The organism is Falsiroseomonas sp. (genome assembly GCF_051859025.1).
GTDB lineage: Bacteria > Pseudomonadota > Alphaproteobacteria > Acetobacterales > Acetobacteraceae > Falsiroseomonas.
Window position 1 is genome coordinate 92,235 of sequence record NZ_JBHYGL010000034.1, and the last position, 21,506, is coordinate 113,740.

The window sequence follows — 21,506 nt, forward strand, 5'->3', positions numbered from 1 at the left end:
CGGTCCGGCGCGGCCCGGTCAGTCCGCGCGCTGCGCGGTGGGCGTGGCCGATGCCGGCAGCCCGTCCCGCAGCTTGGCCGTGATCTTCACGAGGTCGGCCGGCTCCGGTTCCAGCCCGAGGGCGCGGGTCCATTGGAAGCGCGCCTCCCTCTCCCGCCCCGCCGCCCAATAGGCATCGCCGAGATGGTCGTTGATGACGCTGTTGCGCGGCTCCAGCTCCACCGCGCGTTCCAGCCAACGGATGGCGCCGGGCAGGTCGCCCATCTTGAACAGCGCCCAGCCGAGGCTGTCGACGATGTTGCCGTCATTCGGCCGGAGTTCCACGGCGCGTTCCAGCATGCGCCGCGCCGCCGGCAGGTCCTTGCCCTGTTCCACCCAGGTATAGGCCAGGTAGTTCATGACGTAGGGCTGTTCGGGCGAAAGCTCGAGCGCCTGCTTGAAATCAGCCTCCGCGCGCGGCCAGGCGCCGGCGCGTTCATGCGCGATGCCGCGGGCATAGAGCAGCGGCCATTCGGCCGCGGTCGGCGTGCCGACCCGCTCCAGCGCCCCATCATAGGCGGCGATGGCGTCGGCGAAGCGGTTGCGCGCGCGCAGCAGGTCGCCGAGCCGCGCCAAAGGCTGGGGCGCGTTCGGCACTTCGGCCGCGATGGCGCGGAAGGCGGCCTCGGCATCCGGCACGCGGTCCATCCGGTCCAGCAGCGCGGCACGGCGCAGCGCGGCCACGCGCGCCAGCGGATCGGCGGCGGGCACCTGTTCAAGCACGGCATGGGCGGTGCCGGGGTGCCGTTCCTCCCCATAGGCTTCGGCGATCAGCAGCAACGCGGGGGTGAAGGCGGGCCGCAGCCGCAGCGACAGCCGCGCCAGGATCAGCGCGCCCTCCCCGGCCCCCTGCTGGCGCAGCGCGGCGGCCAAGGCGAGGTGCGCTTCCGCGATCCCCTCCACCGCGGAGACGACGCCACGCTGCGCGATGACCGCGCGGCGCGCCTGGTCCGTGCCGGCGGCGATGGCGAAATCGCCGAGGCCGCGGCCCAGCGCCTCCATCAGTCGCAGCGCCTCGGCCTCCCGCCCGCTGCGGGCCAGGATGCCGGCGGAGAGTTGCAGCAGGCGGAGCGATGGCTCGGGTGTTTCCGCCAGCGCGGTGCGGATGGCGCGCTCGGCCTCCCGCGGCCGGCCGGCGACATCGGCGATCAGCGCCAGGTGCAGGGCGTGGATGCCGCGCAGGCGGCCGCCTTCGGCCAGCGGGCGAAGCGTGGCGACGGCCGCGTCGGTCTGCCCCTTGCCCTGCTGCACCCAGGCCAGCAGCAGCGGCTGGAGGATCTGGGACGGCCCCTGGCGCGGCAGGGCGCGCACGCGCTGCTCCGCGCGGTCCCAGCGGCCGGCCACGGCTTCCGAACCCACCAGCAGCAGCGCGGCGGCCTGGTTGTCCGGCAGGCGCCGCGCCAGGCGTAGCGCATCCGGCCGGCCATCCAGCAGCGCGGCGGCGAAGGCGCGGTTGAGGAGTTCCGCCTGGTCCGGTTCCCGCCGCAGCGCGTCCAGCAGATTATCCGCGGCGGTACGGGTATCGGTCTCGGATTGCGCGAAGCGGCCGGCCAGGTAGGTGCCGAAGACGCCGCCGGGTTCGGCGGGCTGGGCCTGGGCGGGCGCGGTGGCGGGGACGGGCGTGCCCGCCGCCGCGCAGGCCGACAGGAGGGCCACCGCGAGGAGGACGGCACGGCGAGGGGGCACGAGCCTGATCATTGGCCTGAGCCTAGCCGGGGAAGCCGGGGCTGCGCCACCGCGGCGTGGCGCTGTTGCAACATGTGGCGGAAAGGCGATGCCGATTTGCCACGGTCCAGGAACCGTCCGGCCCGGGGCAGGCAGGGTGCCCGCGCCTTCAATCGAGCAGATTCAATACTGTTCGGACCGCCGCCGCGTGACGATGTGGCTGCCCGGCGGCAGGGCATGCAGCACGCCCTCGGCCCAATCCGTGATGCGCCGCATGGGGTGGGCGGGAACGCCCGTGTCGCCCGCCACGTCGGGATCGGATTCCGCCGGTACCGCTGAATTGCCCGCCGTCGAGTCGCCCCCGGCAAAGCCGACAAGCCGACTCGCGGATTCCGCGAGTTCAGCCAGGGGCCCCACCGCGGCGCCGTCTTCCGCCATCACGGCCTTCAGCACGGCACGCGTCGCCGTCACTTCCGCGCGCATCTCATCGATGGCGGCGGAGAGACGGAGGGCAGCATCGGAGCTGGTCGTATCAAGCGACATGATGAACCCCAGGCACGCCCAACCCGGGCGCGACGGCAGCGTCGCCAACATGATCCCGCAAGCGAACAAATGCAACTTTCAAGTGCATCGCGGCATCCCGGTCCGATCCGCAGGCGGCAGCCGTCGCGCCCCGTCGGACCCGACCGGCCCGACGCTAACCTGTTGCCAGAACCATTCCGATACCTTTCGATACGCTCAGCATCCCGGGAGGTCCCTTCATGCGTCGCCACCTGATCGCCTGCCTCGCCCTGCTCGCCGGACTTCTCGGCGCGAGCACCGCGCAGGCGCAGAACCGCTTCTGGCTGGTCAACGACACGGGCCGCGTGATCGAGCGCGCCTATGTCTCCTCCTCCCGCGTCTCCGACTGGGGGCCGGACATCCTCGGCACCTCCGTGCTGCCGCCGGGCCAGCGGGTCTGGGTGACGCCGAATTTCGGCGACTGCATCCTCGACCTGCGCGTGACCTACCAGGGCGGGGGGGAGGAAAGCCGGATGCAGGTGCCTGCAACCTCAGCCAGATCGTCTTCGGCCGGTCCGGCGCCGGCGCGGGGGCCAGCATCGGCGGGGGCGGCGCGGGCGCGACGGTCGCGGGCAACCCGAGCTTCTACTTCGTCAACGGCACCGGCCTGACGATCCGGGAGGTCTATGTCTCCCTGTCCACGGACAACAACTGGGGCGGGGACCGGCTGGGGCAGAACATCCTCCAGCCCGGCCAGCGCCTGCAGGTCAGCCTGCCCGCCGGGCGTGGCTGCGCCGTGGACATGCGCGTGGTCTATGCCGATGGCCGGCCCGCGGAGCGCCGACGGATCGAGACCTGCAGCGTCAACGACTTCGTCTGGCGCTGATCCCGGGGCGTTGATCCGGGGGCGCTGACGCGCGTCAGGCGATGCCAAGCAGCAGCAGCAACCCCGCCCCGGCGGCCCAGGCCAGCATGGCCTGGGTCAGGCCGATGCCGAGCCGTTCCAGGATGGCGGCCGGCAGCCCGGCCAGCAGCAGCGTGCCGGTGGAGACCATCAGGCTCGCCCCATAGAAGACGATCTCGTTCGTGGGCGGCAGCATTTCCGGCAGCCAGACCGGATGCAGCGCCATCATGACCGGCAGCACCGGGCTGACCAGGCCGTTCATCAGGCACAGGCCGACGACGACGACGAAGAGGTTCTGCGGCGTCATCGCGTTCACCCCGCGCCCGGCGGCGTGATCCGCGGGCCGAGCCCGGCGGAGAGCATCAGCACGCCGCCGACCAGGCGGATGCCGAACAGCCAGCATGCCGCGACCAGCGGCAGGAACCGGCCCTCGACATAGGACGGCACGGCGCGGCGGGCGAGCCAGACGGCCCAATCCGTCAGCAGCCGGAAGCCGCGCCAGATGTAGTTCGGGCTGTCATGCGGCACGATGACCTGCATCATGAAGCGGCCGAGGCAGGCCCAGGCCGTCAGGGCCAGGACATACATCGGGATCCAGAAGCCGAGATGGTCGGCGATGAAGGGCTGCACGGCGCGGTCTTTCCCCTGCGGCGTTCGTGAAGGCGGCACTGGCGTCGAAACAGGAAGGGCGGCCGCGTCGCCGCGGCCGCCCCGGTTTTCCACCCTTCCGGGCGGGATGGCTACTCGACGGCTTCCTTCCGGTCCACCAGGCGGACGCCGCCCTTGGGGATGCGGATGTCGTCGATGAAGTCCTGCATCGCCTGGCTCGGCGCCGTGGTGAACTTGGACACCAGCCAGATGGTGAGGAACGACAGCGGCACGCCCACGATGCCGCCCGAGATGTTGTTCAGCGTCCAGAGCCTGGCCACCGTCCGCCCGCGCAGCACCACGCTGTCGGTCGTCAGGATCAGCTGGCCGAACCAGGACATCGCGCCATCCGTGATCTGGCCCGCATTGGCGACCAGCGCGGCGGCATAGGCCTTGAGCGCCGGATCGGCCGCGGGCAGCGCCGCGGTCTGCCGGGCGGCGGCCAGGATGGCTTCCTTCGTCCCGAAGAGTTCGACGAAGGACAGGCCGTAGAACTCCGTCCAGATCAGGTAGCCGAAGGTGAAGACGTAGCCGACCGCCATGCCCCAGCAGGCCGCGGCGTTCGTCGTCTTCTTGTACCAGACGCCCATCACCAGCGCGGCGAAAAGCCCCGCGGCGGCGATGGAGAAGGCCCAGGCGACCAGGAACAGGATGTCCGCCCCCGCATTGCCCGCCGTCCAGGCCGCCAGGATGGCCACCAGCACGAGCAGGACACGGGAGATGATGAGCCGCTTCGCGGTGGGCGCGTTGCGGTCGATCATCTTGTAGTAGACGTCATGCGACAGCGCGTTGGCCAGCGCCAGCAGCAGGCCGTCCGCGGTGGACAGCGCGGCCGCCAGGCCACCGGCGGCGACCAGGCCGGCGATGACATAGGGCAGGCCCGCGATTTCTGGCGTCGCCAGCACGACCACGTCCGGGTGGATGCGGAATTCGCCCCACTGCACGATGCCGTCGCGGTTGACGTCGACGATGTTCACCCATGGCACCCCATAGGGCGACACGATCTGCCAGTTCTTGATCCACTCCGGCAGCGCCGAGATCGGCTGGCCGATGATGGTCTGGTAAATCTCGAGCTTGCCGAACGCCGCATAGGCCGGCGCCGTGAAGTACAGCAGGAAGATGAAGAACAGCGACCAGGCCACGGATTGCCGGGCTTCGCGCACCGAGGGGGTGGTGAAGTAGCGCATCAGGATGTGCGGCAGCGCCGCGGTGCCGACCATCAGGCAGAAGACGAGCGCGAAGAAGTTGAGCGCCGCGGACCAGGAGAAGGCGCCGTTCGGCCCGATGAAGGGCGCGGTGTGCCAGCCGGTGACGCCGGGCGGGGGTGTCATCCCCGCGGCGCGGAAGCCGTTCTCCAGCCCCTCGATCCGTTCCAGCGCGAAGCCGTACATCAGCTGCGGCACCGGCACGCCCGTGACCTTCATGGACATCAGGATGGCGGGGATGAGGTAGGCGATGATGAGGATGATGTACTGCGCCACCTGGGTCCAGGTGACGGCACGCATGCCGCCCAGCATCGAGCAGACCAGGATGCCTGCCAGGCCCAGGAAGACGGCCGTGAGGAAGGAGACTTCCAGGAAGCGCTGGGTGATGATGCCCACGCCCACGATCTGCGCCACGACATAGACGAAGGATGCCGTCAGCAGGACCAGGACGCCGAGCGAGCGGGCGACGTTGCCGCCGAAGCGCGCCCCCAGGAAGTCCGGCACGGTGTACTGGCCGAACTTCCGCAGGTAGGGCGCCAGCAGGATGGCCACCAGCATGTAGCCGCCGGTCCAGCCCAGGATGAAGGCCAGGCCGCCATAGCCGAGGGCATAGAGGCTGCCCGCCATGCCGATGAAGCTGGCCGCCGACATCCAGTCGGACCCGGTGGCCATGCCGTTGTAGAGCGCGGGAACCCGCCGGCCGGCCACGTAGTATTCGGCGACGGCGGCGGTGCGGCTGATGATGCCGATATAGGCATAGACGCCGATGGTCAGGACGACGAAGAGGTAGCCGATGATCTTGTCCGGCACGCCCATCTGCTCAAGAATCGCGAGCAGGATGACGAAGACGGCGAAGCCACCGGTGTAGCCGGCATAGATCTTGCCGAGCTGGGCGATGAAGGGGTCCTTTTCCCCTGCGCTGGTGGACATGGGGTCAGTCCTCCTGCACGCCGAATTCCTCGTCGATCTCGTTCTGGCGCTTGGCGAACCAGAACAGGCCGACGACGAAGATGATGAGGCTACCCTGGGCGGCCATGTAGAAGCCGAGCGGGAAACCCAGGATGTGGATCGGGTTCAGGGCGGTGGCGAAGAAATGGATCCCGAAGCCGGCGACGAACCAGATCGCCAGCACTGTCCACATGAGCCCCGATGTTTTCTTCCAGTAGGCCGCCCCATTGATCTGATCCGTGGCGGCGACGGTCGCCCCCTTCGGATCGTCGGCATTATCTACCAATGGCATCCCGCTCTCTCCCCATTGCGCCGCCGGCCTTTCCGGCGGCGTGAACGCTTCCCCGCCCGAAGGGGCGATGAAATATAATTAAGCAGTGCGGCTATCACGTGTCCGGGCTGTCATGCAACATCGTTGCGCCTTGTGGAGGAACCTGTCGATGCTTACGTGGCTCCGGGACCGCATCCGCCCGCCGCGCGGGCGCGATGCGGCGGCCTTCGCCGCCTTCCTGGAACGCCAGGCGGCCTTCGTCGCCCAGAAGACGGTCATCGACTATTGCCGCGTCAAGGCCGGGCGGCATGAACGCCAGACCTTCGCCGACCCTGACTTCCTGGCCGCGCTGGCGCATTGCCGGTGGCAGACCTACGCCGCCGCGGTGGGGGATGTGGCGGTGCTGGCCGAATCCTGGCTGCGCCCCCATGCCGGCGGCCAGGAAGCCAGGCTGGCCGCCGCCCTGGCGGCGATCGGCGGTGCCATCCTGGCCGGCGCCGATTCCCCGGAAGCGGAGCGGGAGGCGCTGGACGCGGCGCAGGAGGGCCTGCCCCGCCTGCTCGCCACCGCGCAGGAATCGTCCCCAGCCAGCGCCGACCGCCTGCGGCTGACGGCCGAGGCCCCCCTGCTGGCCACCCTGCCCATCCACCCCGACCAGCGGATCGGGGAGACGCCATCGATTCGGGGCGCGCTGCGCTTCCACATCGTCTCCACCCAGCAGGAGATGGAGCGCGGCTTCGATCCGGCGGCGCTGGTTCAGGAATTGCTCGCCCCGTCATTGCGGTAAAGCAAGTTACTAGAATTCAATATGTTACAGTTTCAGAGCCCCCAACTCGATTTCTGGACACGAATTAACCGGAACGCGCATTGCTCCCCCATGCCCGCCCCCGCATGAACAGCGCCATGCGCCGGGATCAAACCCAGCGCGCGCCATGCGCATAGCGCGGGGCACCGCAACAATGCTGGCGGGCTGGCGTGCCCGCGAAAGAAGGGATGGGGGATGTCTGCATCGCACGCCGCGGCCGGCGGGGCCGCGCGACCAATGTCGCAGGAGGAGCGGAAGGTCATTCTCGCCTCCTCCCTCGGCACCGTTTTCGAATGGTATGACTTCTACCTGTACGGATCGCTCGCGGCCGTCATCGGCGCGAAGTTCTTCTCCATGTATGACGAGAGCACGCGCAACATCTTCGCGCTGCTGGCCTTCGCGGCGGGCTTCCTGGTGCGCCCCTTCGGCGCCCTGGTGTTCGGCCGCCTCGGCGACCTCGTCGGGCGGAAGTACACCTTCCTCGTCACCATCGTGATCATGGGCGCCTCGACCTTCGTGGTCGGCATCCTGCCCACCTCCGACCAGATCGGCATCCTCGCCCCCATCATCCTGATCGTGCTCCGCATGCTGCAGGGCCTGGCGCTGGGCGGTGAATACGGCGGCGCGGCCACCTATGTGGCGGAACACGCGCCGAACGGGCGCCGCGGCTTCTACACCAGCTTCATCCAGATCACCGCGACGGCCGGCCTGTTCCTGTCGCTGATCGTCATCCTGACCACCCGCTCCTTCCTGGGAGAGGCCGCCTTCGCGGATTGGGGCTGGCGCGTACCCTTCCTGATCTCGATCGTGCTGCTTGGCATCTCCGTTTGGATCCGGATGCAGATGCAGGAAAGCCCGGCCTTCCAGAAGATGAAGGATGAGGGCACGGGTTCGAAGGCGCCGATCGGCGAGGCCTTCGGCCAGTGGAAGAACGCTCGCATCGCGCTGTTCGCGCTGCTCGGCCTGGTCATGGGCCAGGCGGTCGTCTGGTACACCGGCCAGTTCTACGCGCTGTTCTTCCTGGGCTCCGTGCTGAAGGTGGACGGCTTCACCACCAACATGCTGATCGCCTGGTCGCTCATCCTCGGCTCCGGCGGCTTCGTGTTCTTCGGCTGGCTGTCCGACAAGATCGGCCGCAAGCCGATCATCCTCGGCGGCTGCCTGATCGCGGCCCTCACCTATTTCCCGCTCTTCTCGCTGATGAGCGCGGAAGCCAACCCGTCGCTGACGCAGGCGCACCGCACCATCACCACGGTGGTCGAGGTGGACAAGGCCACCTGCTCCTTCCAGTTCAACCCGACGGGCACGGCGCGCTTCACCCAGCCCTGCGACGTGGCCAAGGCCGCGCTCGCCCGGCTGTCCGTGAACTACTCCGTGGAGAACAAGCCGGGCCAGACCGGCGTGCGCGTCACCATCGGCAACCAGACCGTGTCGTCGGACCAGCCGAACTTCGCGGCCGCCCTTGGTACCGCGGTGACGGCGGCGGGCTACCCGGCGGCGTCCAACGCGACCGTGGTCAAGATGTCCGGTCCCTTCGACGTCTTCCGCGAACAGCCGGCGGTGCTGATCGGCATCCTCACGCTGCTCGTGATCTACGTCACCATGGTCTATGGCCCGATCGCGGCGGCGCTGGTGGAACTGTTCCCGACGCGCATCCGCTACACCTCCATGTCGCTGCCCTACCACATCGGCAATGGCTGGTTCGGTGGCCTGATGCCGGCGACGGCCTTCGCGATGATCGCGCAGACCGGCGACGTGTATTTCGGCCTCTGGTACCCCGTGGTGATCGCCCTCGCGACCGTCGTCATCGGCTTCTTCATGGTGCCGGAGACGAAGGACCGCGACATCTTCGCGACCAACGCGGATGGGTCGGCCAGCGCCGCGGATTTCCGCAAGGCGCGCTGATCCGGGCATCCCGCACGGGTTGAACGGCGCCGGGGGCAACCCCGGCGCCTTTTTCTTGTCCTGCATCAAGGGCGCACCGGAGCCAGGCTGGCATGGTTGCGCGAAGGCGCCCGGCGGCGGCACTCTCTGCGCCAATCAGCCGCGGGCCCACCCGGCGCCAGAAGGGGAAACGCCGCCATGGATGGCCGCTATGATGACGTCTACGCCGCCTGGCGCGCGGACCCCGAAGGCTATTGGCGCCACGCGTCGCGAGCCATCGACTGGGCCGTGCCCCCCACCCGCATCTTCGATGGCGAGGCAGGCGTCTATGGCCGCTGGTTCCCCGATGCGCGCCTCAACACCTGCCACAATGCGCTGGACCGCCACGTGGCGGCCGGCCGCGGCGCGCAGACCGCGCTGATCTGGGACAGCCCCATCACCGGCCGGAGCGCCCGCTTCACCTATGCCGAACTGCTCGGCCGCGTCGCGCGGGTCGCCGGCGCGCTGGCCGCGCGGGGCGTGGGGGCTGGCGACCGCGTCATCATCTACATGCCGATGGTGCCGGAAGCCGCCATCGCCATGCTGGCCTGCGCCAGGCTCGGCGCCATCCATTCCGTGGTCTTCGGCGGCTTCGCGGCGGCGGAGCTTTCGGCCCGCATCGCGGATGCGCAGCCCAAGGCGATCATCTCCGCCTCCTGCGGGATCGAGCCGGGGCGGCTGGTGAAGTACAAGCCGCTGCTGGATGCCGCGATCGCGCTGTCCCCGCACAAGCCCGGCCACTGCCTGATCCTGCAGCGCCCGGAGCACCCCTGCGACCTCACGCCCGGCCGCGACGTGGATTTCCTGGAAGCGGAGGCCGCGGCGGCGCCCGCGCCCTGCACCGATGTCGCGGCGACGGACCCGCTCTATATCCTCTACACCTCCGGCACGACGGGGAAGCCGAAGGGCATCGTGCGGGACAATGGCGGGCATGCGGTGGCCCTGATGAATTCCATGTCCATGCTCTACGGCCTGAAGGCCGGGGACGTGATGTGGACCGCGAGCGATGTCGGCTGGGTCGTCGGCCATTCCTACATCGTCTATGCGCCGCTCCTCGCGGGCTGCACGACGGTGATGTACGAGGGCAAGCCCGTCGGCACGCCGGATGCCGGCGCCTTCTGGCGCGTGGCCGCCGAGCATCGCGTGAAGGTGCTGTTCACGGCACCCACCGCGATCCGCGCCATCCGCAAGGAAGACCCCGAGGGCGCGCTGCTGGCGCGCTACGACCTCTCTGCGCTGGAAGCCCTGTTCCTGGCGGGCGAACGCTGCGATCCGCCAACCGCCGAATGGTCCGCCGCGCTGCTCGGCAAGCCCGTCATCGACCATTGGTGGCAGACCGAGACGGGCTGGAGCATCAGCGGCAATTTCCGGGGGTTGGGCCTCTTCCCCAACCGTCCCGGCTCCGGCGGCAAGCCCGCGCCAGGCTATGATCTCCGCGCGCTGGACGAAGCGGGGCAGGAAGTGCCGCGCGGGCAGATCGGCACGCTGGCGGTGAAGCTGCCGCTGCCGCCTTCCAACCTGCCGACGCTCTGGCACGCCGATGCGCGGTTCCGGGAAGCCTACCTCGAGGCGTTTCCCGGTTACTACAACACCTCCGACGCCGGCATGGTGGACGGGGATGGCTATGTCTGGGTGATGTCCCGCACCGACGACATCATCAATGTCGCGGGCCATCGCCTGTCCACCGGCGCCATGGAGGAAGTGCTGGCCGCCCACCCCGATGTCGCGGAATGCGCCGTGGTCGGCATGAAGGATTCTCTCAAAGGCCAGGCGCCGCTCGGCCTCGTGGTGCTGAAGGCCGGCTCGACCAAGGGGGAGACCGAGATCGCCAAGGAACTGGTGGCCATGGTGCGCGACCGCATCGGCCCCGTTGCGGCCTTCCGGGAAGCGCGCGTGGTGCAGCGCCTGCCCAAGACCCGGTCCGGCAAGATCCTGCGCGCCACGATCCGCAAGATCGCCGATGGGGAGAGCTATACCGTGCCACCCACCATCGATGACCCCCTCATCCTGGACGAGATCAGCGACGTACTGAAGCAGGCGGAGAAATAGCCATGCCGGACGGCACCACGCCCCTGCTGCTGCGGCAGGACAGCGAGGCGGGCATCACGCGCCTGACGCTGAACAAGCCGGAGTCCCGCAACAGCCTGTCCTTCGCCATGATGGGCGCGGTGCTGGATGCGTTGCGCGCTGTGGCGGATGATGCATCGGTGCGCGTGGTCGTGCTGGCCGCCGCGGGGCCGGTGTTCTGCGCGGGCCACGATCTTCGGGAGATCACTGCCCATCGCAGCGATCCCGATGGGGGCCGCGGCTTCTTCGACAATGCGATGACGCGCTGCGCGACGCTCATGCAGGCCATCGTCGCCCTGCCCCAGCCCGTGATCGCGGAGGTCCAGGGCGTGGCCACCGCCGCGGGCTGTCAGCTGGTCGCGACCTGCGACCTGGCGGTGGCCTCGGACCAGGCGCGCTTCTGCACGCCGGGTGTCGATATCGGCCTGTTCTGCTCCACCCCCGCCGTCGCCCTCTCCCGCGCCGTGGCCGCCAAGCCGGCGATGGAAATGCTGCTGACCGGGGAGATGATCGGTGCGGAGGAAGCGCGGCGCATCGGCCTGGTGAACCGCGTGGTGCCGCCGGCCGACCTGCAAGCCACCACGGAAGCGCTGGCGGCGCGCATCGCATCCCGCAGCGCCCACACCGTCCGCATCGGCAAGGCGGCCTTCCATCACCAGCGCGGGCTTCCACTGGAGAAAGCCTATGCCCATGCTGCCGGGGTGATGACCGAGAATCTGATGGCCGAGGATGCCGCCGAGGGCATCGGCGCCTTTCTCTCCAAGCGCCAGCCCGTCTGGCGCGATCGCTAGGGATACCGACGCACCATGGCCGCTGCCGATTTCGATGCCCTGCCCCGCGTTCCGGCCAACCACCAGCCGCTGACGCCCCTGCTGTTCCTGGAACGCGCCGCCGCGGTCTTCCCGCGCCACACCGCCGTGGTGCATGGCGCGGTGCGGCGCAACTACGCCGAACTCCGCGCACGCTGCGTGAAGCTGGCCGATGCGCTCCGCCAGAAGGGTATCGGGCGCGGCGATACCGTGGCCGCCCTGCTGCCCAACATCCCCGAGATGCTGGAATGCCATTACGGCGTGCCGATGACGGGCGGCGTGCTGAACACGCTGAACACCCGCCTCGATGCCGGAACCATCGCCTATTGCCTCGACCACGGCGAGGCGAAGGTCGTCGTCGTGGACCGCGAATTCGTCCCCCTGCTGCGCCTGGCCCTCACGCAATGCCAGGCGAAGCCCCTGGTGATCGAGGTCGATGACCCGGAGGCCAGCGACGCCGCCCGCGCCAACCACCTCGACGGCGCCATCCCCTACGAGGCCTTCATCGCAGCGGGCGACGAGGCCTTCGCCTGGCCGATGCCGGGCGATGAATGGGACGCCATCAGCCTCAACTACACCTCCGGCACCACGGGAAGGCCGAAGGGCGTGGTCTATCACCACCGCGGTGCGCAGCTGCTGGCGGTGGGCAACGTGCTTTCCGCCGGCATGGGCAAGCATCCCGTCTATCTCTGGACGCTGCCGATGTTCCATTGCAACGGCTGGTGCTTCCCCTGGACGGTCACCGCCCAGGCCGGCACGCATGTCTGCCTGCGCGCGGTGCGCGGCAATGCGATGTGGGATCTGATGGCGCGGGAGGGTGTGACGCATATGTGCGGCGCGCCGATCGTCATGGCGACGCTGCTGGGCACGGCCGAGCCCGAGAAACGCCCCCTGCCCCATCAGGTGCAGTTCGTGGTGGCCGGCGCGCCGCCCCCCGCCGCCGTGCTGGCCGCGATGAAGGAAGCGGGCTTCGCCGTCTGCCACGTCTATGGCCTGACCGAATGCTACGGCCCCTCGGTCGTCAATGAATGGAACAGCGACTGGGATGCGCAGCCCGCCGCCGAACAGGCCGCGCTGATGTCCCGGCAGGGCGTGCGCTACATCGCCCTCGAAGGCCTGCGCGTCATGGACCCCGAAACCATGGCGCCGATCGCCCCCGATGGCGTATCGATGGGGGAGGTGATGATGCAGGGCAACGTCGTCATGAAGGGCTACCTGAAGGATTCGGAGGCCACGGCGAAGGCCTTCGCCGGCGGCTGGTTCCACACCGGCGACCTCGCCGTCACCTACCCCGATGGCTACATCCAGCTGAAGGACCGGTCGAAGGACATCATCATCTCGGGTGGCGAGAACATCTCCTCCATCGAGGTCGAGGACGCGCTCTACAAGCACCCCGCGGTCGCCGTGGCCGCCGTGGTGGCGCGGCCGGATGAGAAATGGGGCGAGACGCCCTGCGCCTTCATCGAACTGAAGCCCGGCGCCGCAGCCACGGCGGAAGACCTGATCGCCCACTGCAAGACCATGCTGGCGGGCTACAAGGTGCCGCGCCATGTGGTCTTCGCGGAACTGCCCAAGACCAGCACGGGCAAGATCCAGAAGCACGTACTGCGCGCCCAGGCCAAGGGGGGCTGAAGCCTGTGGCGGGGCCGGCGCCGATCATCCTCTGCGCCGGCCAATACGGCAGTGCCTCCACCTGGCTGTACAATGCCGTCCACGCGCTGATGGAAGCGGAATACGGCCCCGTTCACCAGCACATCCACCGGCAATTCGCCGACAGCCCGGACCAGTTGCCCCGGGCCGTCGATCCCGCCGCGCCGCTGCTGCTGAAGACCCATGCGCCGACCCGCGGGCTGCGCTGGCTGGCAGCCCGAGGCGGGGGCCGCGCCATCCTCTCCATCCGCGATCCGCGCGATGCCGTGGCATCGCTGATGGCGCGCTTCCACTTCGACTACGCGCTATGCCGCGACCGCGTCGAGCAGACCTGCCAGGCGCTGCCGCTGTTGCCCGATGCCGTGCCCTGCCTGGTGCTGCGGTATGAGGACGGGTTCAGCCAGGACCACGCGACGCTGGCCCGCATCGCCCGCTTCCTCGGCCTGAAGCCCTCTTCCCGCCTCCGCCGCCGGGTCTTTGACGATCTGACGCCGGATGCGGTGCGGACCCGCATCGCCGCCATGCTGGAGGCCGGTGCGCTCGGCCCTAATCCCACCGCCCATTCGCATGACGGCACCAGCCACTGGCACCCCGGCCATGTCGGCGATGGCCTGCCCGGCAAGTTCGCGACGGTGCTGACCGCAGGCCAGGCCGCCGACATCGCCCGCCGCGGCGCCGGCTTCGCGGAGGCCTTCGGCTACGCGATGCCGCCACACGCGAGGCTGCGCCCCGGCGAGACACGGCGGCTGGAGGGCTGGGGCCCGGGCATCGCCTGCCTCGGCACCGGCTTCGCCGCGCCGGACGCCGAAGGCGCCTGGGTCTCCGCGCGCCAGGCGATGCTGCATATCCCGCTGGAAGCCGGACCCGCCGCCACCTTGCTGCTGGAGGTGGAGGCCCCGGCCCCGACGCGTCGGCCCGCCCTCCTCGCGTCCTGGGATGACACCCTGCTCCTGCCCGCCACGCCCGTGCCAGGCCGCGGCGTGATGGCCGTGCCGCTGCCAGCGAGGGAGGGAGCGACGGAGATGGCGCTCCACCTCCAGGCCGGCGCGCCGCGCCCGGGCCGGCCGCCGCGCCTCCGGCTGCGCGCCATCGGCCTTTCGGCCTGAGCGGCCGCGAAACTTTCCTTGCAGCCCCCGCCCCCGCACCCCATCCTCACGGCCGTCCCGCAACAACCGAAAGGAGGTGATCCAGTGTCTCATTGCCCCAAGGCGTCCACCGCGACTGCAACCTGGATCATCGCCGGCGCCATCGCGTAGGCGAGTCACCACGTCATCGCAGCCGGTCAGCCGGCAGCAATGGAAGGCCTCGGGGGGAAACCCCCGGGGCCTTCGCTGCATCTAGGCTGTCAGCAGGCCGATCCGGTCCGCCTCCAGCACCCCGCAACTCAGCACCCCGCCGCAGAAGGCGGCGGTATCCAGGTTGATGCGGTTGTGCCGGATTTCCGGTGCCATGCGGGCGGTATGGCCATGCACCACCACGGCGGGGTGGGTGACCTCCGAATGAAGGAAGGAGCCGCGGATGGTCAGCAGATCCTCCGCCGACTGCACCTCCAGCGCCAGGCCGGGGCGGATGCCGGCATGGGCGAAGAAATAGGGGCCCTCCCGATGGCACAGCGCCAGGCCATCCCGCAGCAGCGCCTGGTGCGCGGCGGGGATGGCGGCGCGCCAGGCCTCGGCACCGGCCCCGGCCTCCACCCCATAGCTCGCCAAGGTTTCCCGCCCGCCGCACCACAACCAGTCATCCGCCGCGGCCCTGTCGCCGGCCAGGGCGTCGCGCATCATCGCCTCATGGTTGCCGAGCAGATTGACCACGGCGGCGCCCGGCGGCGCATATCCCGCGATGCGGTCCAGCACGGCGGCGGGACTGCCCGCCTTGTCCACATAGTCGCCGAGATGCAGCACCACCGCCCGCGCCACCGGCCGGGCGGCGAGGTCCGCCGCCAGCATCCCATGCAGCATGGCCAGGCGGTCCGCCATGCCGTGGACATCGCCGATGGCATAGACCCGCACGCCATCCGCGAGCCGCGCCGGCGCCGGCTGCCAGGCCGGCGTCATATCGGCCGCCCGTAATCGCCGAGCATCGCGGCGGCCTCCGCCAGTTCGGCCTGGGTCAGCAGCACGGGGTCGATCCCCGCCGCGCGGAGCGCCAGGTATTGCGCCGCCAGATTCTCCACCTCCCGCGCCAACGCCACCGCGCCGGCCAGGGTCGCGCCCAGCGCCACCACGCCGTGGTTCGCCAGCAGCACGGCGCGCAGCCCGGTGCCCAGTGCCGCCACCGCGGCCTCCGCCAACGCCTGCGTCCCGAAGGTGGCGTGGCTGGCGCAGGGGATGCCGCGCCGCCCGCCCTCCCCGGCCAGGGTGATCATGTAGTGGATGGGCGGGATGGGGTGCCGGGCGCAGGACAGGGCGGTCGCCATCGGGCTGTGGGTATGCACCACCGCCATCGCATCCGGCCGCGCCCGGTAGATCGCCGCATGAAGCCGCCATTCGGAGGAAGGCCGCCCGCCGCCCTTCACCGCGCCATCAAGCCCGCAGGGAACGAGGTCCGCCGCCGCCATCGCCGCATAGGGCAGCCCCGACGGCGTCACCAGGAAGCCGTCGCCATCCCGCAGCGACAGGTTCCCCGATTTCTGCGGCATGAACCCCGCCGCATCCAGCGCCCGCGCCGCGTCAACAAGCGCGGTGCCGGTCATCAATCCGCCTTGGCGCTGGCGTCCGAGCGGGTGGTGCCCACGCGAAGCGCGAGGGCGGCCGCCATGAATTCGTCGATCTCGCCATCCAGCACCGCGTCGGGGTTGCCCTTCTCGACGCCGGTCCGCAGGTCCTTCACCATCTGGTAGGGCTGCAGCACGTAGGACCGGATCTGGTGGCCCCAGCCGATATCGGTCTTGCCGGCCTCGATCCCCGCCGTGATGGCTTCCCGCTTGCGCAGTTCCAGCTCGTAGAGCCGCGCCTTCAGCATATCCATGGCGATGACGCGGTTGCGGTGCTGGCTGCGGTCCTGGGTGGAGGCCGCGACGATGCCGGTCGGGATATGGGTGAAGCGCACGCCCGATTCGGTCTTGTTGACGTGCTGCCCGCCGGCGCCGGAGGCGCGGAAGGTGTCGGTCTTGATGTCGGCCGGGTTGACCTCGATCTCGATCTTGTCGTCGATCACGGGGTAGACGTAGATGCTGGCGAAGCTGGTCTGGCGACGCGCCGCGGCGTCGAAGGGGCTGATGCGCACCAGGCGGTGCACGCCCGTCTCCGTCTTCAGCCAGCCGAAGGCGTTGGAGCCCGTGACCTGGATGGTGGCCGACTTGATGCCGGCCTGCTCGCCTTCCGACTGCTCCGTCATCGTGACCTTGTAGCCACGACGCTCCGCCCAGCGGGTGTACATGCGCAGCAGCATCTCGGCCCAATCCTGGGCCTCCGTCCCGCCGGCGCCGGCATTCACTTCCAGATAGGCGTCATTGGGATCGGCCTCGCCGGACAGCAGGCTCTCGATCTCCCGATGCTTCGCCTCCGCGGCAAAAGCCTTCATGTCGGCGACCGCGGCATCGGCCATGGCGACGTCGCCCTCGGCCTCCGCCATCTCCACCAGTTCGAGCGCGTCGGCGACGTCGCGTTCCAGCTTCTGCACGCCCTCGATCTGGGCGGCGAGGCGGTTGCGTTCGCGCATGAGCGCCTGGGCCACATCGGCCTTGTTCCAAAGGTCAGGGTCCTCGGAGCGGGCGTTCAGCTCCTCCAGCCGCCTGGTGGCGACATCCCAATCCAGATGGGCGCGGAGCAGCGCAAGGCTGTCCGCGATCTCGGTCTTCAGCTTTTCGGCGTCTGCGCGCATGGGCGGATCAGTAGAGCCCGCCCAGATTGCTGTCGAGGCCAGCCGCCGCGGTTCCCCCCGCGCCACCCGCCAGCGGGTCGGTCGGCGGCCGCGCGCTGTTCTCCGTGCCCGGGCGGAAGGCTTCCAGGATGGTCTGCCCGTTATCCAGCTGCAGCCGCACCAGCGCGACCCCCGGCGGCGCGCGGAAGGGGATGGGGGGCGAGCCCTGCGTCGCCGCCGCGACCACGTCCCGGAAGATCGGCGTGGCCAGCCGCCCGCCCGTCACATCGGCGCCGGTCTCGCTGAGCAGCCGCAGCGTGCGGGGTTCGTCGAAACCGACCCAGACCGCCACGACGAGGTCCGGCGTGAAGCCAACGAACCAGGCATCCTTGTATTCGTCGGTCGTGCCGGTCTTGCCGGCCACCGGGCGGCCCAGACCCTCGCCGGCCCGGGTGCCGGTGCCGCGCTGCACCACGCCCTGCAGCAGGCTGGTCATCTGAAAGGCCGTCACGGGATCGACGATCTGCCGGCGCGTATCGTTCAGACGTGGCGGCTGGCCCGTGGGGTCCGCGCCGCAGGCGCTGCATTCCCGCGCATCGGTGCGCCACACCAGGCGCCCATGCCGGTCCTGCACGCTGTCGATCAGCGTCGGGATCACCTGGCGGCCACCATTGACGAAGCTGGCATAGCCGGCGGCCTGGCGGAGCACCGTCGTCTCCCCGGCGCCGAGCGACATCGCCAGCACGCGCGGCATGTTGGGGATGACGCCGAAGCGGTTGGCGACATCGGCGACGGCCGGCATCCCCACCTGCTGCGCCAGGCGAATCGTCACCAGGTTGAGGCTGCGTTCCAGCGCGCTGCGCATCGTCACCCAGCCCTGGGCCGCGCCGCCGCCGTAATTGCCCGGCCGCCACATGCCCTGCGGCGTCATGATCTCCACCGGCGCATCCAGCAGCAGCTGGTTGGGCGGAATCCCGGCCTCAAGCCCCGCGAGGAAGACATAGGGCTTGAAGGACGAACCCGGCTGCCGCATCGCCTGCGACGCGCGGTTGAACCAGGACCGCTCGAAGGAATAGCCGCCCACCATCGCCAGCACGCGGCCGGTATTGGGGTCGAGTGCCACGACAGCGCCCTCGACCTCCGGCATCTGGCGCAGCATCAGGCGTTCCGGGCGGGCCGGGGTGCGGGGCGGATTCGCGGCCACGGCCGGCAGTGTTTCCACCATCACCACGTCGCCGGGGTTCAGCGCTTCCTGCATCCGGCGCAGCGGGGGCGCCATGCGGCCATCCCGAACCACGCGTGCCCAGCTGGCGATGTCATCCAGGAACATCGTGCCGGTCCGCGGCTGCGGCGCCGTGCGGGCATCCGGCCGCTCCAGCCAGGCCATGCGGGCCTCACGGTCCCGCACCTCCAGCACCACCGCCAGGCGCCAGCCAGGCTGGATGCCGGCGGGCCGTGGCACGGCCTGCAACGCCGGCAGCCATTCCGTCGGGCTGGCGGAAATCCGCGCCACCGGGCCGCGCCAGCCACCGCGCCGGCGGTCATAGTCCAGCAGCCCGGTGCGCAGCGCCTTCTCGGCCTCCGCCTGCAAATTCGGGTCCAGCGAGGTCCGCACCACCAGGCCGCCCATCGTCGTCTGGTCCACGCCGAAGCGGGTGATCAGCTCCCGCCGCACCTCCTCCGTGAAGTGCTGGCCGACCGCGACCATGTCGGGCCGGCGGGTGGGACGCGGCACCAGGGCCTCGGCCCGCGCGCGCGCGGCGTCCTCCCGCGTGATGGCGCCATCCTCGGCCATCCGTTCCAGCACCCAGTCGCGCCGGGCCTTGGCGGCTTCGGGGAAGCGGACGGGGTTGTAGTTGTTGGGCGCCTTGGGCAACGCCGCCAGGAAGGCGACCTCCGCCAGCGACAGCTCATCCAGCGACTTGTTGAAGTAATTCTGCGCGGCCGCCGCCACGCCATAGGCCTGCTGGCCCAGGAAGATCTCGTTCAGGTAGATTTCCAGGATGCGGGACTTCGGCATCGCCTGCTCGATGCGCAGCGCCAGGATCGCCTCCCGCACCTTGCGGGTCAGCGACCGCTCCGCCCCCACCAGCATGTTCTTGGCGACCTGCTGGGTGATGGTGGAAGCGCCCGCCAGGCGCCGGCCGCTGCCGATCGCCTCCACATTCGTGATCACCGTGCGGAAGATACCGATGGGATCGACGCCATGATGCGTCCAGAAACGCTGGTCCTCCGCGGACACGAACGCCTGCTGCAGGCGCTGGGGGATCGCCTCGATCGGGATGAAGACGCGCCTTTCCTGTGCCAGCTCCGCCATCAGGCGGCTGTCGGCGGCATAGATGCGCGACATCTGCGGCGGCTGGTAATCCGCGAGCCAGCGGTAATCCGGCAACTCCGCCACCGCATTCCGGTACAGCGACCAGGCCGCCCCCGCCCCCGCCAGGCCGACCGCCACCACCAGCACGATGACGGTCTTCATCAGGAAACCGACCGTGCCGACAAACCAGCGCCGCTTGCGCCGCGGCGGCCTGGCCGGCGGCGGAGAAGCCTCGGGTGCTGGGGACGCGGCAGGCCTTCCGCCCACCATCGGGCCTTCGGCGCGGAGATCAGGGGTATCCATGGCGCGCTCCATACACTGTCCCGGCCCCGGGGGCACATGCGCAACACTCGACATGGGCATGCAGCCCGGTCACGGCCAGTTGTGCAGCGCAGGATAACGGCGGGGTGGTTGGCGAGGGGTGTAGGCGGGAGGCGCGCCGGTTGCCCGGGGAATGGGCTCCGCCCTTTCCCCGTACCCCTTCCCCGCGAAGGGGCAGCGGCCCCTTCGATCCCCCTTCGATCGATGGGTGATGGGAGGGGCCACGCGCGCGCTCTGGCTGAGTGCGCGTTCCATGCCCCTCCCATCACCCATCGATTAAACCTGGGGTCCAGGGGCCCGCTGGCCCCTGGCGCGGGGTTGCGGCACTGCCGCAACGTCCGGAGAGGGGCCGGCGGCCCCTCTCCGGGGCCACCAGCGCGCCCTCCCTCTACCCCGCCGCCAGAGCCTCCGCCGTTCCCGCGCGTGCCAGCCAGCCATGGATGGCGCGGCCGAGGGCGCGGGCGACTTTCGCGCGGTGGTCGGGGCGGCGCAGGGCGGCTTCGTCGGCGGGGTGGCTGAGGAAGCCCATTTCCACCAGGACGGAGGGGATTTCCGGCGCCTTCAGTACCACGAAGCCGGCCTGGCGGTGGGTATTGGGCAGCAGGGGCACGTCGCCGCCCAGTTCGTCCACCACCAGCCCGGCCATGCGGGCGCTGCCGGCCCGGGTTTCGGCCCGCATGAGGGAGAGCAGGATGGCCTGCACTTCCGGCGAGACGGAGGGCAGGCGCAGGCCGCCGGCGCGGTCGGCCAGGTTCTCCCGTCGTGCAAGGGCCCCGGCCAGGGCGTCCGAGCTGTCGCCGAGCGTGTAGACGGAGGCGCCGCGGGCGCCGGGGGCGCTGTCCGCGTGAAGCGATACGAAGAGGGCGGCCTGCCGGCGCCGGGCGAATTCCACGCGGTCGCCCAGCGGTACGAAGCGGTCGTTGCTGCGGGTCATGGCCACGCGGCAGCGCCCCCCGGATTCGAGGACTTTCCGCAGTTCTTCCGCCGCGGCCAGGACGATGCGCTTTTCCTGCGTGCCCTGGGTGCCGATGGTGCCGGGGTCCCGCCCGCCATGGCCGGGGTCGAGCACGACCAGCGGCAGCGGCCCGGCACGCGCCGGGTTGCGCGGGGCGGCGTTGCCGGGTTGGGACGTACCAGGCTGGGAGGTACCAAGTTGCGAACGGCCGAGGTTGGAAGCCGTGGCCGTGGCGCTTTCCGCCAGCGGACGGCCGGCGGCGGCCAGGCGGGCGAAGCTGGTGGCGGTGGTCGGTTCCAGGTCGATGACCAGGCGCCCGCGGGTTTCCTCAACCCGCTTGAGCGCGGCGGGGCGCAGGAGGTCGAGCCTCAGCCCGCCGCGTCCCGCGACGGCGCGGCGGATAGGGCCGGCGCTGCCCAGGCTGGCCGGGCCGCGCCAGGGGCTGCCGGGCGTGGTCAGCACCAGGCGATTCGGGTCCGTGGCGGCGGCAAGCCGCCAGCGCGTGCCCGCGGGCAGGATGAGGGTGAGGCGCGCGCCGTCACCCGCCGGTTCCAGCGTGGCATCCGTCACGGCGGCTTCGGCCGGCCGCGGCGGCGGCAGGGCGGCGAAGGCGAGCGCGAGGCTCGCCAAGGCACGGCGACCCAGCATGGTGTCGGGTGGTCCCCCGCAGGCGCCGG

At 70.3% G+C, this 21,506-nt stretch carries 18 protein-coding genes; 7 read left to right on the forward strand and 11 right to left on the reverse strand.

What is annotated here, in order from left to right:
• Positions 1-18: 18 nt before the first annotated feature.
• The gene (locus ACTIE5_RS21550; RefSeq protein WP_439551783.1) at positions 19-1,725 is read right to left on the reverse strand and encodes a tetratricopeptide repeat protein; all 1,707 of its coding nucleotides are present in this window, start codon (positions 1,723-1,725) and stop codon (positions 19-21) included.
• 162 nt (positions 1,726-1,887) lie between these two features.
• Positions 1,888-2,247 (reverse strand): hypothetical protein, encoded by a 360-nt coding sequence (locus ACTIE5_RS21555; RefSeq protein ID WP_439551784.1) that lies wholly within the window; start codon positions 2,245-2,247, stop codon positions 1,888-1,890.
• Between the two features lie 218 nt (positions 2,248-2,465).
• On the opposite strand from ACTIE5_RS21555, the gene ACTIE5_RS21560 reads away from it, so the two are divergent.
• On the forward strand, positions 2,466-2,876 hold the full coding sequence (locus ACTIE5_RS21560) for a hypothetical protein (RefSeq protein WP_439551785.1): 411 nt from the start codon (positions 2,466-2,468) through the stop codon (positions 2,874-2,876).
• Positions 2,877-3,125: 249 nt separating this feature from the next.
• Here the strand turns inward: ACTIE5_RS21560 and ACTIE5_RS21565 are convergent, their stop codons facing one another.
• The 4 genes from ACTIE5_RS21565 to ACTIE5_RS21580 form a co-directional block, all read right to left on the reverse strand.
• Complete coding sequence (locus ACTIE5_RS21565; RefSeq protein WP_439551786.1) at positions 3,126-3,416, reverse strand: hypothetical protein; 291 nt, start codon at positions 3,414-3,416, stop codon at positions 3,126-3,128.
• A 5-nt stretch (positions 3,417-3,421) separates the two neighbouring features.
• A complete protein-coding gene (locus ACTIE5_RS21570) occupies positions 3,422-3,739 on the reverse strand; it encodes a hypothetical protein (protein ID WP_439551787.1) in 318 nt (105 codons plus the stop codon).
• A 110-nt stretch (positions 3,740-3,849) separates the two neighbouring features.
• Positions 3,850-5,892, reverse strand: coding sequence for a sodium:solute symporter family protein (locus tag ACTIE5_RS21575; RefSeq protein WP_439551788.1), 2,043 nt, complete (start codon positions 5,890-5,892; stop codon positions 3,850-3,852).
• 4 nt (positions 5,893-5,896) lie between these two features.
• Positions 5,897-6,202, reverse strand: coding sequence for a DUF4212 domain-containing protein (locus ACTIE5_RS21580; protein ID WP_439551789.1), 306 nt, complete (start codon positions 6,200-6,202; stop codon positions 5,897-5,899).
• A gap of 148 nt (positions 6,203-6,350) precedes the next feature.
• Between ACTIE5_RS21580 and ACTIE5_RS21585 the strand changes: the two genes are divergently transcribed.
• From ACTIE5_RS21585 to ACTIE5_RS21610, 6 genes are all read left to right on the forward strand, one after another.
• Entirely contained in the window at positions 6,351-6,968 is a 618-nt protein-coding gene (locus ACTIE5_RS21585) for a hypothetical protein (RefSeq protein ID WP_439551790.1), read from the forward strand.
• A gap of 255 nt (positions 6,969-7,223) precedes the next feature.
• A complete protein-coding gene (locus ACTIE5_RS21590) occupies positions 7,224-8,891 on the forward strand; it encodes an MFS transporter (protein ID WP_439551791.1) in 1,668 nt (555 codons plus the stop codon).
• A gap of 177 nt (positions 8,892-9,068) precedes the next feature.
• A complete protein-coding gene (locus ACTIE5_RS21595; RefSeq protein WP_439551792.1) occupies positions 9,069-10,958 on the forward strand; it encodes a propionyl-CoA synthetase in 1,890 nt (629 codons plus the stop codon).
• Between the two features lie 2 nt (positions 10,959-10,960).
• Entirely contained in the window at positions 10,961-11,767 is an 807-nt protein-coding gene (locus ACTIE5_RS21600) for an enoyl-CoA hydratase (protein WP_439551793.1), read from the forward strand.
• A gap of 15 nt (positions 11,768-11,782) precedes the next feature.
• Positions 11,783-13,417: an acyl-CoA synthetase gene (locus tag ACTIE5_RS21605; protein WP_439551794.1), complete on the forward strand. Its 1,635-nt coding sequence runs from the start codon at positions 11,783-11,785 to the stop codon at positions 13,415-13,417.
• A gap of 5 nt (positions 13,418-13,422) precedes the next feature.
• On the forward strand, positions 13,423-14,541 hold the full coding sequence (locus tag ACTIE5_RS21610) for a hypothetical protein (RefSeq protein ID WP_439551795.1): 1,119 nt from the start codon (positions 13,423-13,425) through the stop codon (positions 14,539-14,541).
• A gap of 231 nt (positions 14,542-14,772) precedes the next feature.
• On the opposite strand, the gene ACTIE5_RS21615 is transcribed toward ACTIE5_RS21610, so the two are convergent.
• The 5 genes from ACTIE5_RS21615 to ACTIE5_RS21635 all read right to left on the reverse strand — a co-directional run bounded on the left by ACTIE5_RS21615 (position 14,773) and on the right by ACTIE5_RS21635 (position 21,477).
• The gene (locus ACTIE5_RS21615) at positions 14,773-15,489 is read right to left on the reverse strand and encodes a metallophosphoesterase (protein ID WP_439551796.1); all 717 of its coding nucleotides are present in this window, start codon (positions 15,487-15,489) and stop codon (positions 14,773-14,775) included.
• Positions 15,486-16,127: a class II aldolase/adducin family protein gene (locus tag ACTIE5_RS21620; protein WP_439551797.1), complete on the reverse strand. Its 642-nt coding sequence runs from the start codon at positions 16,125-16,127 to the stop codon at positions 15,486-15,488. Before ACTIE5_RS21620 ends, ACTIE5_RS21615 begins: the two co-directional genes overlap by 4 nt.
• Positions 16,127-17,257: a peptide chain release factor 2 gene (gene prfB / locus ACTIE5_RS21625; protein WP_439551798.1), complete on the reverse strand. Its 1,131-nt coding sequence runs from the start codon at positions 17,255-17,257 to the stop codon at positions 16,127-16,129. Before prfB ends, ACTIE5_RS21620 begins: the two co-directional genes overlap by 1 nt.
• Before the next feature lie 7 nt (positions 17,258-17,264).
• Positions 17,265-19,715 carry a penicillin-binding protein 1A gene (locus tag ACTIE5_RS21630; protein ID WP_439551799.1) on the reverse strand — a complete coding sequence of 817 codons (2,451 nt, stop codon included), beginning with the start codon at positions 19,713-19,715 and terminating at the stop codon, positions 17,265-17,267.
• A gap of 547 nt (positions 19,716-20,262) precedes the next feature.
• Positions 20,263-21,477, reverse strand: coding sequence for an N-acetylmuramoyl-L-alanine amidase family protein (locus ACTIE5_RS21635; RefSeq protein WP_439551800.1), 1,215 nt, complete (start codon positions 21,475-21,477; stop codon positions 20,263-20,265).
• Between the last annotated feature and the right edge of the window lie 29 nt (positions 21,478-21,506).

What these genes read in the sequence shown, in the direction of transcription:
- ACTIE5_RS21620 (WP_439551797.1), bottom strand. Translation starts at nt 16,127, where the DNA reads ATGACCGGCACCGCGCTTGTTGACGCGGCGCGGGCGCTGGATGCGGCG.
- ACTIE5_RS21575 (WP_439551788.1), bottom strand. Translation starts at nt 5,892, where the DNA reads ATGTCCACCAGCGCAGGGGAAAAGGACCCCTTCATCGCCCAGCTCGGC.
- ACTIE5_RS21600 (WP_439551793.1), top strand. Translation starts at nt 10,961, where the DNA reads ATGCCGGACGGCACCACGCCCCTGCTGCTGCGGCAGGACAGCGAGGCG.
- ACTIE5_RS21630 (WP_439551799.1), bottom strand. Translation starts at nt 19,715, where the DNA reads ATGAAGACCGTCATCGTGCTGGTGGTGGCGGTCGGCCTGGCGGGGGCG.
- ACTIE5_RS21580 (WP_439551789.1), bottom strand. Translation starts at nt 6,202, where the DNA reads ATGCCATTGGTAGATAATGCCGACGATCCGAAGGGGGCGACCGTCGCC.
- ACTIE5_RS21595 (WP_439551792.1), top strand. Translation starts at nt 9,069, where the DNA reads ATGGATGGCCGCTATGATGACGTCTACGCCGCCTGGCGCGCGGACCCC.
- ACTIE5_RS21585 (WP_439551790.1), top strand. Translation starts at nt 6,351, where the DNA reads ATGCTTACGTGGCTCCGGGACCGCATCCGCCCGCCGCGCGGGCGCGAT.
- ACTIE5_RS21565 (WP_439551786.1), bottom strand. Translation starts at nt 3,416, where the DNA reads ATGACGCCGCAGAACCTCTTCGTCGTCGTCGTCGGCCTGTGCCTGATG.
- ACTIE5_RS21560 (WP_439551785.1), top strand. Translation starts at nt 2,466, where the DNA reads ATGCGTCGCCACCTGATCGCCTGCCTCGCCCTGCTCGCCGGACTTCTC.
- ACTIE5_RS21615 (WP_439551796.1), bottom strand. Translation starts at nt 15,489, where the DNA reads ATGACGCCGGCCTGGCAGCCGGCGCCGGCGCGGCTCGCGGATGGCGTG.
- ACTIE5_RS21590 (WP_439551791.1), top strand. Translation starts at nt 7,224, where the DNA reads ATGTCGCAGGAGGAGCGGAAGGTCATTCTCGCCTCCTCCCTCGGCACC.
- ACTIE5_RS21635 (WP_439551800.1), bottom strand. Translation starts at nt 21,477, where the DNA reads ATGCTGGGTCGCCGTGCCTTGGCGAGCCTCGCGCTCGCCTTCGCCGCC.
- ACTIE5_RS21555 (WP_439551784.1), bottom strand. Translation starts at nt 2,247, where the DNA reads ATGTCGCTTGATACGACCAGCTCCGATGCTGCCCTCCGTCTCTCCGCC.
- ACTIE5_RS21605 (WP_439551794.1), top strand. Translation starts at nt 11,783, where the DNA reads ATGGCCGCTGCCGATTTCGATGCCCTGCCCCGCGTTCCGGCCAACCAC.
- prfB (WP_439551798.1), bottom strand. Translation starts at nt 17,257, where the DNA reads ATGCGCGCAGACGCCGAAAAGCTGAAGACCGAGATCGCGGACAGCCTT.